At 54.4% G+C, this 11,386-nt stretch carries 9 protein-coding genes; all 9 read right to left on the bottom strand.

Going from position 1 to position 11,386, the window contains the following annotated elements; translation table 11 throughout:
• Window positions 1-9: 9 nt before the first annotated feature.
• Window positions 10-954 carry a hypothetical protein gene (locus MBOO_RS13265; RefSeq protein ID WP_012107959.1) on the bottom strand — a complete coding sequence of 315 codons (945 nt, stop codon included), beginning with the start codon at window positions 952-954 and terminating at the stop codon, window positions 10-12.
• Complete coding sequence (locus tag MBOO_RS13270) at window positions 951-1,418, bottom strand: type IV pilin N-terminal domain-containing protein (protein WP_012107960.1); 468 nt, start codon at window positions 1,416-1,418, stop codon at window positions 951-953. Before MBOO_RS13270 ends, MBOO_RS13265 begins: the two co-directional genes overlap by 4 nt.
• An 8-nt stretch (window positions 1,419-1,426) precedes the next feature.
• Window positions 1,427-3,259: a type II secretion system F family protein gene (locus tag MBOO_RS12460; protein WP_012107961.1), complete on the bottom strand. Its 1,833-nt coding sequence runs from the start codon at window positions 3,257-3,259 to the stop codon at window positions 1,427-1,429.
• 1 nt (window position 3,260) lies between these two features.
• Window positions 3,261-5,339, bottom strand: coding sequence for a type II/IV secretion system ATPase subunit (locus MBOO_RS12465; protein WP_012107962.1), 2,079 nt, complete (start codon window positions 5,337-5,339; stop codon window positions 3,261-3,263).
• 9 nt (window positions 5,340-5,348) lie between these two features.
• A complete protein-coding gene (locus tag MBOO_RS14015) occupies window positions 5,349-5,693 on the bottom strand; it encodes a hypothetical protein (RefSeq protein ID WP_157677705.1) in 345 nt (114 codons plus the stop codon).
• A 790-nt stretch (window positions 5,694-6,483) separates the two neighbouring features.
• The gene (locus tag MBOO_RS12470; protein WP_012107964.1) at window positions 6,484-6,747 is read right to left on the bottom strand and encodes a pro-sigmaK processing inhibitor BofA family protein; all 264 of its coding nucleotides are present in this window, start codon (window positions 6,745-6,747) and stop codon (window positions 6,484-6,486) included.
• 2 nt (window positions 6,748-6,749) lie between these two features.
• Window positions 6,750-8,057, bottom strand: a complete 1,308-nt coding sequence (locus tag MBOO_RS12475; RefSeq protein ID WP_012107965.1) for a TldD/PmbA family protein — start codon at window positions 8,055-8,057, stop codon at window positions 6,750-6,752.
• Entirely contained in the window at window positions 8,026-9,366 is a 1,341-nt protein-coding gene (locus MBOO_RS12480; protein ID WP_012107966.1) for a TldD/PmbA family protein, read from the bottom strand. Before MBOO_RS12480 ends, MBOO_RS12475 begins: the two co-directional genes overlap by 32 nt.
• Window positions 9,363-11,351 carry an ATP-dependent protease LonB gene (gene lonB, locus MBOO_RS12485; protein WP_012107967.1) on the bottom strand — a complete coding sequence of 663 codons (1,989 nt, stop codon included), beginning with the start codon at window positions 11,349-11,351 and terminating at the stop codon, window positions 9,363-9,365. The genes MBOO_RS12480 and lonB overlap by 4 nt, the downstream gene beginning before the upstream one ends.
• Between the last annotated feature and the right edge of the window lie 35 nt (window positions 11,352-11,386).

An 11,386-nucleotide genomic window follows, 5' to 3' on the forward strand; every position in this document is an offset into this window, starting at 1 on the left:
AAAAGTAAGTCAGTGAGCCCCTACGGTCACCTGCATAATAGTGAGGTTAACGTTTGGGGGGGTGGAAGTCTGATTGGTCAGAGTATAATAGGGAGTGGAATAGGGAGGATCAGGCTGAGAAATATATCCAACATTATAAGGACAGCTGCTCATTACATCAGTGAGGCTTGCATTCAAGGCTATTACTGATATATTGCCGAATGGTGACCCATCCGAGCTGATTGCAATGCCTGTAATTGGTTGCAAAATCACCGGTGTTGCAGTTGATGTCAGAGTCAGGAACCCGTACCCGTTGCTGCTGATAGAGTTCCTGGAGGAAGCGCTGATATTAACTACAATAAGAGAGATAGCCGAGCAGTTCCCTGCCCCCGCGGTCAGGTTTGGCGTATACCCGGCACCCCCTAATGAAGATGCAAATTCATTCAGCGGCGAACCCGTGGCATTGACACCATTGAATATATCGGTCATATTGTAATAGTCAAGAGGCGTCGAGAGCGTCCCTCTGTTTTTGGTCACATTAGTGTAGCCGTACTGCCACATGTATCCCTGATTCTGCCAGAAATTGCTGACCGGTTCGTAGGAGAAATTGATCATGGTTCCATTCACGACAGGGAGAAGATCGCCATTTTCATCGGCAAATGTGAGGGTATACACCGGGTTGTCCTCATCCTGTACCTGCAACGCTCCACTCGATTTGAGTTCGTTGACCAAGGTATCCCCCCCGCCAAGCGGAACCGGCTCGCTGAAACTAAGGTGATCTTGATGAGATGAGGCTGCAAAATAGAGATCTGATGAGAACCGCACAAAAGAGGTCTCGACATTATGGAGGTGGTCGATCTCTGCGGACTGTTTCATTGACGGAACATAGATTGCATTCCAGAGAGAATAGAACGTGACAATCGCTGCAAGGATCAGCATCACGGCAATGATCGGAGCAACTGCATCATCTTTCATGGCTGCCCACCACTGACGACACCTGAAAAGAGCACGGCCCGGTCCGTGGCAAGCGTAACTGTTGCATTATTGTCCAGAGTCCAATCGGAAATAACGGTGATATTACTACCGAGATCAAATGACTGGGTATCGTTCGATTCTGCGGGATCCGGGACAAATATGAAACCGGTAGTGTTTGCAGAAGTAAACTGCCCATAAAAATCTGCTGACGGGTCCGAAATAATGACCTTGAGCGCATTTACTTTCACCCAATCGCCGCCTTTGTGCCAGAAAGTGATGTTTCCGGGCCCGTAAGTACCGTCACTCATCATGATCGTAACCGACGGACTTCTTTCAGAAGGCAGGTAATTGGGAAGCTGGGAGGTAAAAACCGCAGCGAGGATCAACACGAGAGCGATCATAAGCATCTCACCAACCACTTCCGAAACTGCCTGAATTCTGCTACTGTTTTTCTGCCGTGTCATCTCCCACCTCACACGATAAATACGAACATGGCCACTGCTGCCGCGAGTAGGACAATACTGTGCTTGAACCCTGCTAGGATGCTGTTTGAGCTGAACTGGCCGGCCATGATGCCGGAGAAGAGGCCGAGGGCGATCGCGATATCAAACATCTCCGTCACGTTCTGGGCAATATTAAAATTGAGATTGAACGAGGAAAAACTGGACATAAAGGGCCCGTTGAGTTGGTACGCCGTGTAGAGGTAGATCCCAAACGAGAGGTAGATGATCATCACGTAGACGATGGCAGTGTTGGCCCGCTCGCTCCTGAGTTTGAGGTAGTGCTCAAAATCCGTAATGGCGATAACGAAAATGTCCCTGAGGTTCGAGGTGACCTCGCTTGCCTTCACGAGCAGCGATATGGCACGTTTGACCGAGATAACACCAATCCGCTCTTCCATCCGGACAAGTGCTGAGTTGACATACGCCCCCGTACTGACATCCCGGGAAACGATCGCGAGCTCCGAGCTCAGCAGGCCCAGCTTCGCATTTGAGATCCGGTGGATCGCATCCGGCAGCGTCAGGCCGATATCGATCATATCGGAAAGTTCCCGCAGGAACTCAGGAATGTTATTCTCGACATTGATCACGTACCAACGCCGTCCTTCGTACGCAAGGGAAACCGGGGCCATAAAGCCAATTGCAATCAGGCAGACGCCGCCTTCATACGCGTTCTTCGGAAAGAGGGCATTCATGCCACCGGATGCAAGTGTGAGGGCGAATATCCCGGCACATGTGACTCCCGCGATCAGGCTGTAATTGTAGTTGGAGATGTAGGTCCGGAACGGATGCCGGAGCAGGTTATAGATCCGGCGCTCCTGCCGTTTGGCTTCGAGGGACCGGAGAAACGCTTGGTCTTCCTGAAAAGGATACTCATCGGCCGAAATCCCGAAACTCAATCCGGTATCGGCCATCTCCCTTCTGGTAACTTCCAGGTTCTCTGGGGGCAGCATGAGCGAAAGCATCCAGATCATAATAATAGCCCCTACCGGGATGACGAGATACATGAAGGGAACAAGCCAGGTCATTGTCGCAGCGCTGGTCATTCCCTGCGCCACGATCATAATAATGAGCGCGATAGGGCCCGCCACGAAGGCCGAGACATAGACCTCCGCCATGATCTCGATGGTCTTAAGCAGCAGGTCAAGTTCCCTCTTGGCCTGTTCGTGAAAGAATTCGGTCTTTGCAGAGAGGTACGCGGTAATATCACCGCCGCTTTCATAAACCACCCCGAGATCGTTGACGAAATCCCGGAACAGAGGTGAGGGAGTGGTCTTCTGGAGATTGTGTAGCGCGGTGATCAGGTCGTCGCCGAAGAGTTCTACGTCCCGAACCACCTGCCCGAATTCAAGCGAGACCTCATTAAACATCGCTTTCTCTTCGTAGATCCTCTTTACGACCTCGAATGGCGACATCGTGGTAGAGAGGGCCTGCATATACGAGACTGCATACGGCAGGTCAAGATCGATTTTCGATTTCCTACCGCGTGCGATCATCACGGGATAATAGACCTGAAAGAGGTACATTCCCGGTACACAAAGGGCAAACAGAAAGATCCAGAAAATGAGCGGGGGAATCAGCGCAAAGAGGCCAAAATCATAGCCGGTGAACTGGACAAATCCGAAAAATGCAAAAAAGATCAGGGTGGTGGCAGCGGAGTTGATCCGGGTCGTTCGAAGGTACTGTTCAGCAGTGTAAGATAGATGGGCAGACCGGAGGTCGCGGTTCAGGTTTGTCCCAAGGATGACAAGTTCCGCGTTCTGGAGCGACACCCCGGCCCGTTTCAGAAATGCAGGGACGGCCATCTCATTCCCCAAGGTCTGCGATAGCGTTTGCGAGATCAATGATGTCCGGAGTGGGTACGTCAACGGCGATCTTAAGGAACTCTTCGCGCCTCCTGAGTTCGTCTGCCACCTGTTCCGTTGACCAGTTTCCCATTGCGGCGATCTCATCAAGAACTTTCGACTTCATTCCTGTTTTACGGAACTGCTGGCTAGCCGTATCCCACTCGAATAGTTTGACCGGGATGATATTTCCCTGATCGTCAACAGAGATCTCATGAATTGCTGAACAGCGCCGTACCCGCATGCTGCCAAAAGTGAATACTGCCTGGTTGACCACGATGTCGAGCGCGGTGAACATCACCGGCGGAACATTGATCGGTTCGTGGGTGAGCCGGTTGATAGCCTCCTGGACACTGCCGGCATGGATGGTGGAGAGCGTCGCGTGGCCGGTGTTCATTGCCTGGAAGAGCGTCTGGGCCTCCTTGCCCCGCACCTCCCCGACAATAATGTACTCGGGCCGCTGGCGCATGGAGGACTTCAGCAGCGAGAAGAGATCCACGTCCCCATGCGCTCCTGGCATGGTCAGCTCCCGTGTCTGGGTAGCCAGCCAGTTCTTGTGAGGGAGCTGGATCTCCCGGGTATCCTCAAGAGAGACTATCTTTGAATTGAGGGGAATGAACAGAGAGAGGGCATTCATGGTCGAGGTCTTGCCGCTTGCTGTCCCACCTGCGATAATCAGGCTTCTCCGGTGCTCGATCACCAACCAGAGAAAGGCAAGGATCTCGCTGTTATACGTCCCGAATTTTATCAGGTCCAGCGGAGTCATCGGATCGCTGCGGAATTTCCTTATAGTAAAGGAGCTGCCGTTGGTTGAGATGACATTGCTGTAGGTGACTTGGACCCGCGAACCGTCAGGAAGGGCAGCATCTACCATCGGGTTGGTAAGCGAGATCTGCTTGTTGGCTTTCTGGGCGAGTTTGAGGACGAACTGGTTGAGTTCACCTTTCCGGAAGGTAACGCTCGTTCTCAGGCTTCCATGGACACGGTGGAAGACAAAAACCGGCAGATTTTCCCCATTGCAGCTGATGTCTTCAAGCGCCGGGTCATGCATGAGCGGTTCGAGGATCCCAAAACCCGAAAGATCGCGGTGAAGATAATACTCGAGAATGGGGAGGCGCTCATGGCTGATCGAGGGATCGTTCTCATGAAGGATCTTCCAGACGTTTTCCCGGCTGAGCAGGTCCTGAGGGGATTTTTCCGGGTTGTCAAAGACAATGACATCGCGCAAATAGTTGTAGGTCTCCTGGAGGACAATTTTCTCCCGGGGGGAAAGTGCCGGCTCGACCACCGTGTACACAAAACCGAGGTTTCCCTGCCGGGCAAGTTTGACATACGCAAAGGGGGACTCGACCCAGTACACATCAAGGATCGCGGTACTTTGTTTTTCCGGGAGATCTCCTCCCGGTTCCAAGGGGGTGAGGGCAAAGGTCCGAGCAGACTGACCGGTTGGGTTCTGGATAGGAATCCCGTACTGCCGGCTCTCTGGCAGCAACGCCATCATCTTTTCCGGGATAAACCTGAATCCGGCTGCAAGCCCGACAGTCACAAGCATGACCAGCGAAATGAGACCAGAGGCCACAAGGAGTGCCAGCGGCAGATCCACAAAGAGTGCAGTATACCCCGTCGCGACTGCTACGATAAAAATGGCAAGGATCCCCGCATCGCCGCGGTCGGTCCGGTTCCCCAAGAGCCGGACCAACCGAAGACACGGCGCCGGAAGACCGGAGATTTTTCCTCCTTTTGCCATTTTCGAACCTGCAGGCTCTGTAATTTCCTGTATCGGCCGATCATGAGGTGGGAAGAAACGCGCCCGTACACCGGCTACAAAAAGGATCAGTGCGGCCAGTGAGACAACAGACAGGATGCCCATCAGGAGAATGGGCAGATCTACAAAAAGGACACCGACACCGGTCGCCGCCGATGCAAGCCCTGTCGAAACAAGGAGCAGGCTGCCCCGGGCTGAATGCTGGGAAAACGCGGCAATGGTTTTCCGGTAAGATGTTCCGAGGTTTTCCGATAAAGACTGGAATTCAGGACTCATACCGGAACCTCAAGGGGATGGCGTTGCCATTACCGACGATGAATTGGTGATCGATGGACCGGTGATTATAGAGACCGTAGCACTGCAATACATCCCGTTCATAATGATCTGGAATTGTCCTACCCTGTATACTGGGATGTATCGTGGTCCGGGTTGCTGACAGACATTATCGTTGGGAGCCCAACTGTAGGTGTTACTGACCGAACTCTGGCCACTGCCACAGCCATTATTATTGACATTCCCCCCGGTGTTCGAACTGTATAGCCCGCCGTACCCGTCTTCCGCAACAACCTTGCCGGTTGTGTTGTCAACCACGGTGATCGTCATGTACGGGCGGTTTACTGGAACAGTCACTGAACCCCGACAGGAATCCGGATCCTTGAGGCAATCATTTTCCGGGGAGACTGTGAAGACAATATACAACGGTCCTTGCGGAACATTTACCAGAAGTCCGACAGGGTAGCCATTCATGGTGTACGTCTTGGTAAATTCAGGTGGTTGGTTAAGGAAGGATAGATAGTCGAGCGCAGTCCCGTTGATAGGGGTTGCATTAGGGAACACATACTCACTCGGTGTTTGTGCGGGAGAAAACTCTGTTACTGAGTTTGTTGCCTGAGGAGAGGGGACGCTCCCCGAAACGGATGTTGACAAACCCGGAGATACGACACCAGAAGAACCAGAGGGGGATTCTGTGATTCTCCCGGCAGATTCTCCCGCAAGAGCGTTCTGCGCGAGTTTGATACAACCGGCGGAGCTGACCAGAAGTACCAGTATGAGCAACAACGCCAGGCAAGTAAGATTATATTTCACTATTACAACTCTACTTGTGTTTTATTAACTATTTTTCCTCTTGCAATGGTATCCTAAGGTAACATATCGTCATTCGCCGACAGAAAGACTACACCCCTTTTCGTATCCTTCTGAGCCAATCCTTTTAATGATACGTCAGCGATGGATCGGATCATTGTTTATATTATTACGTTAACTTTTTATGATTATTAAATATAACTTTTTGAGTTTTGCAAAATGAGCCGTCTTATCTTAGAACAATATACCCAACACGCGGTTCCCCGGATTAATCCTCATACAGAAATGAGATCGCACTAGAATCCCAGAAAAAATCGCGGTGATCGGAGAGGCCTATTTAGATCGTCACACCGAAAATATTGAGCAGCACGAGCACGAGCACACCCGGCAGGCCTCCGACACCGCAGACAAGAAGCGTCGGGAGGTCATACCCGAGATCGGGCCGGCCCACCCACTGCATGACGTGGAGGAAATTCAGGAAAAACAAAAGGATGAGGCCGAGAACTGCATTGATCACCAGCACGGCCATTTTTTTAATCAGGTAATACGCGATGGCAAGTATGGCGACAATCAGGACAACGGCAAGGAGAATATCGCTCATAGTTATTTACCAATGACCCGTGCCTTATTAATTCTTACCGGCGGCAGGATATAGGATCCTACGGCCCGGCTCTCTTTTCCCAGAGCGGCAACATTATGGAGAAGATCGAAGAAGTTACCGGTGAGCATCGCCCCCCGGACCGGTTCTGTGAGTTCGCCGTCCCTGACCTGGAACGGGTTGGACATCTCAACCGAGAAATCTCCGCTCAGCGGATTTGCCGTGTGTGCACCCACAACGCTGTGGACATAGATTGCAGGTTCGTCAAATACCGCATCACGCTTCCCGTCCACGATCAAATTGTGGTGGCCGATTGCAGGAAGACCGGCAAACCCACCCCGAACGGCACTCCCGGTGGACTGCACGCCGGCCCGGTACGCAGTCTTGAGATCATACGCAAAGCCGGAAAGCACTCCGTCTTTTATAAAATCGATCCTCTGCGTAGGTGTACCTTCGGCATCAAACCACGTGCTCCCGGCAGCATTGCTCCGGTGCGGATCATCAAAGAGAGAGAGGCCCGGCGAGGCAACCGCTTCTCCGATCTTCCCGGCAAGCTTCGATCTGCCCTGCAGCACATTGCGCCCGGAAAGCGCCGGGATAAAGATTCCTGAGAGCAGATCAGCAAACGCCATAGGAGAGAGGACGATATCATACTCTCCCGAGGGGATATCCTTACCGCCCGCGGAGCGGAATGCAAGGAACGCTGCCTGCTCCCCAACATGCACGGGGTCTGCCATCGCTTTCGAACATACATGGTCGAATTCATATCCCGTGGACTGGCCGCTGATCATCTCAAGCGAAAGCGAAAGATCCGACTGTCGGGCTGTGTAGTGGACACCATGGCTGTTGGCGAGCGTAATCTGGCCGGTCCCCACACTTGCTCCCCCCGAAGTGACCGTGGCATCCGGGTATTTTGTCGCCCCTTCCAGCATTCCGTTGAGCATTTCCTGGGCTGTTGCCGGATCGACAACAAGACCGGGATCCCAGGCAAAATCCGTTTTGGGAAGTGCAGCCGGGTCAGGCAGCCCGTTCCACACCTGCGGCGTGGCGAGCCGGCCCCCGGCTATAGCCGCATCAAGGCATGCCTCCCACTGCAACGGGTCATTGGTGCTTGAAGAGCCAATCCGTCCCTTATGGATGGTGCGGATGCACAGGCCGGACTCGACAGAAGAGGAGCAGAGGCTCACGCGGCGCTGCTTGAGATCGGCAGATACGGATGTACCGGAGAACAGGTATACCTCGAGCTCGTCAACTTTCTTTTCGCCCTGCCGGAATAACTCCTCAATCCACGCCACTGCCACCCACCACCGCATCACGCAGGAGCACCAGCGGGGCCCCGTCGCTCACCGGCACACTCTGCCCGCCCTTCCCGCAATACCCCGGGTGCATGATCCTCTTTTTGCCGCACAAGGTAATCCCGTGGAGCGTTGTCAGGATCTCTCCTGAAAGGGAAACATCCCGGACCATCTTTGTGCGTTCCCCGTTCTCGATAAGGTAACCGTACTCCGCGTTGAACTGGAAGACACCCCGGCCCGGGTCAACCTGGCCGCCCCGCGAGCCAACCAGGTAGATCCCGTCTTTGCATTCTGAAAAAATTTCATCATCCGTTGCGTCGCCGGTCTCGATGAATGTGTTGCTCATCCGGACGAGCGGGGGTTCCCCGGGCATGGCACGGGCATGGCCGGCGATACCGTTTCCTACCGCGGCAAGCGTCTGCCGGTTGTGGAGAAATGCATTCACTTTCCCGGCCCGGATGATCTCGGTCCTGCCCGAAGCGATCCCTTCCGCATCAATGGGCTCAAAGCCGAACTCGTGCAGGGAGGGATCATCTACGATCGTGAGCCGGTCGTCACCGATCTTCTCTCCGGTCCGTCCTTTGAGAACGGAATTGCCCTCTTCAATAAGATCGCCTTCACTTGCGTGACCCACGGCTTCGTGAGCAAAAACCCCGGCCAGTTCCGGATCCAGGATGGCATGCATCTTCCCGCCTTTTGCTGCACCGGCGTCCAGCAGGGCAATCGCGGTTGTAGCGGCTTTCCTGCCCATGTCCTCCCGGTGCCTCAGGTTGAAGCCATGGATGGTGTGATCCGGTTCGTACCCCATCTGGACCGTCCCGTTGCGGGATGCTACGGCCATTACGGAAAACCCCGACCGGCAGATCTCGTACCGGAACTCATTTTCCGAGCTGTCCAGGAACCAGACGTTCTCAATTCTTTCGAGGTAATTTGCACGCCGGCTGGTCACAAGCGGCTGGTCTGCGGCTTTTTCTATGGCGAGGAGGAGAGAGGCTTTCTCTTCGATTCCCACGTCACGGCAATCTTCTTTTACCGGCGGGACGGGGCGCAGGGTCCGGGGACCATCACCCAGGTTGACGGTATCATCGGCAAGGTGCGCAAGCTTCCGGGCGGAGGCCAGCAGTTCGTTGAATTTTTTGCCGGGCTCATGGGAATAATTGTCAAATTCAAGAATTCCCCATCCCTTGGGACCAAGGACCCGGATCACAGCCTTGTTGAAAAAAACGGTACCGGCTGACTCGATCACACCTTTGTCCACGTCAATGTGGGTCGACTGGCCGCGGACCTGGCGCAGGTCATAGTACCGGATGCCGGAGGGTTCGGTCATGCCGTGGTTGTATTGATCACCGGGGCCTCGGCAAAGGCCGAGGTGGAACGGACTGCCATCTTCTTGAGTTTGGAGAGGAAGCCGTCCATGTTCTCGGGGACAAGCGCATGCTTGAGCACTTCATCGATAGTGTCAACCGGGATGATCGTTATCTTCGATTTGTACTGTTCTTCGATCAGGACATCGTTGATGTTCATCCTCGGGATGAGCACGGTCTTGATCCCGGCTTTTGCCGCAGCCTCGATCTTGTAGGTAACGCCACCAACCGGGAGCACATCGCCCCGGACAGAGAGCGACCCGGTCATGGCAAGGTCCTGCCGGACGGGTATTCCCTCGATCGCGCTGATTACAGCGGTTGCCACACTGATGGATGCAGAATCTCCCTCTATACCCATGTACGTGCCGATGAACTGGATGTGGATATCGATATTTTTCACATCCTTGCCGGTGAACTTTTTGAGAATGGCGCTGACATTCTTGATGGACTCCTGCGCAATCTCCTTTAAGAGACCGGTGGCAATCACTTCACCGCCTTCCTTCCCGATCGCAGGGGTTACTTCAGCCATAATGGGCAGGACCGAGCCGGCGTCGCTGCCGGTGACGGCAAGGCCGTTCACCCGCCCGACCCGGGTCCCTTCAACCACGGTCATCTCGTATTCACGGAGGTGACGGGTAACCTCATCGGAAACCTGGTCCTCGATCGACCGGGCCGTCTTCTTTGCTGTGATGACATGGGCCGCGGTGGTCAGCGTTGCCCCTTCCTGCCGGGCAATGTCACCGGCAACCCGGATCAGGCCGCCCATATCACGGAGCTTCAGGGTCAGGTGACCCTTGCGGTTGGAGCGTCTGCGGGCCTCGCGGATAATTTCGTCAATGGCACTCTTATCGAAGTGCGGGATCTTCCCATCGTTCTTGACTTCCTGAGCGATGAACCGGATGTATTTCTGCTGGTTTTCCGGTGTGTCTTCCATGCTTTCGGCCATGTAGACTTCGTACCCATAGCCGCGGATACGGGACCGCAGCGCCGGGTGCATACCCTGGATTGCATCAAGGTTGCCGGCTGCGACCATCACAAACCGGCAGGGGACGGGCTCGGTCCTGACCATGGCACCACTCGAGCGCTCGCTCTGGCCGGTAATAGGAAATTCCCCTTCCTGGAGTGCGGTCAGGAGATTCTGCTGGGAGTGGGGATCAAGCGTGTTGATCTCATCGATGAAGAGTACCCCGCAGTTAGAACGGTGGATCGCCCCTGCCTCCACGCGGTCGTGGGCAGGAGTCTCAAGGCCGCCGCTCTGGAACGGGTCATGCCGTACATCGCCCAGCAATGCCCCGGCATGCGAGCCGGTCCCGTCAATGAACGGTGCGTTGCTCTTCACATCGTTTGCAACAAGCAGCTTGGGCACCATCGCTTCCTCGCGGGGCATCGTATACCGGAGCGCCATAAAGACAAACGCGGCCGCGATGATCCCCATGAGCCACTGCATGGTGATAAACGCATATCCAATGATGCCGATGATGAGGATCAGGAGAAGGGTGTTCCTGAACTGGACCTTTTTCTTGGCCTCGATCTTGTGGGCAGCAACGATCTGCTTGCCACGGCCTGCCGCTACGGTCCGTATGATAGGGTTGTTGGGATCATCGGAGTTCGGGTACACCATGATGTCCTGAAGCTCCTCTTTTGGCAGGAGCTCGGCCATTGCCTTGGCAAGCATCGACTTGCCGGTCCCCGGGCTCCCGATCATCATAACGTGACGGCGCTGGGTTGCCGCTTTCCGGATAACCTCGACCGCACGCTCCTGGCCGATCACCTGGTCAATGAGCTTGGGCGGAACCTCGATCTGGGAGGATGCTCCCTCCACCTGATGTGCAGCCTGGGCCGGTGCCGTAGGCCCGGTTCCTGCCGGTCCTGCAACAGCGGATTCCTGCTGGGGGGACCCTGGAGCATTGATCTCCTGAACCGGTTCTTCTGGTTTTGCATTTTCCATTGGAAATTAAACCCCTTTTTACCCTTCAGTGTGCA

The sequence above is a fragment of the Methanoregula boonei 6A8 genome, assembly GCF_000017625.1.
GTDB classification, from domain to species: domain Archaea; phylum Halobacteriota; class Methanomicrobia; order Methanomicrobiales; family Methanospirillaceae; genus Methanoregula; species Methanoregula boonei.

Bases quoted from the DNA above. Each gene is read 5' to 3' on its own strand.
- MBOO_RS12470 (WP_012107964.1), bottom strand. From the start codon at position 6,747: ATGAGCGATATTCTCCTTGCCGTTGTCCTGATTGTCGCCATACTTGCC.
- lonB (WP_012107967.1), bottom strand. From the start codon at position 11,351: ATGGAAAATGCAAAACCAGAAGAACCGGTTCAGGAGATCAATGCTCCA.
- MBOO_RS12460 (WP_012107961.1), bottom strand. From the start codon at position 3,259: ATGGCCGTCCCTGCATTTCTGAAACGGGCCGGGGTGTCGCTCCAGAAC.
- MBOO_RS12480 (WP_012107966.1), bottom strand. From the start codon at position 9,366: ATGACCGAACCCTCCGGCATCCGGTACTATGACCTGCGCCAGGTCCGC.
- MBOO_RS12465 (WP_012107962.1), bottom strand. From the start codon at position 5,339: ATGAGTCCTGAATTCCAGTCTTTATCGGAAAACCTCGGAACATCTTAC.
- MBOO_RS13265 (WP_012107959.1), bottom strand. From the start codon at position 954: ATGAAAGATGATGCAGTTGCTCCGATCATTGCCGTGATGCTGATCCTT.
- MBOO_RS13270 (WP_012107960.1), bottom strand. From the start codon at position 1,418: ATGACACGGCAGAAAAACAGTAGCAGAATTCAGGCAGTTTCGGAAGTG.
- MBOO_RS12475 (WP_012107965.1), bottom strand. From the start codon at position 8,057: ATGCGGTGGTGGGTGGCAGTGGCGTGGATTGAGGAGTTATTCCGGCAG.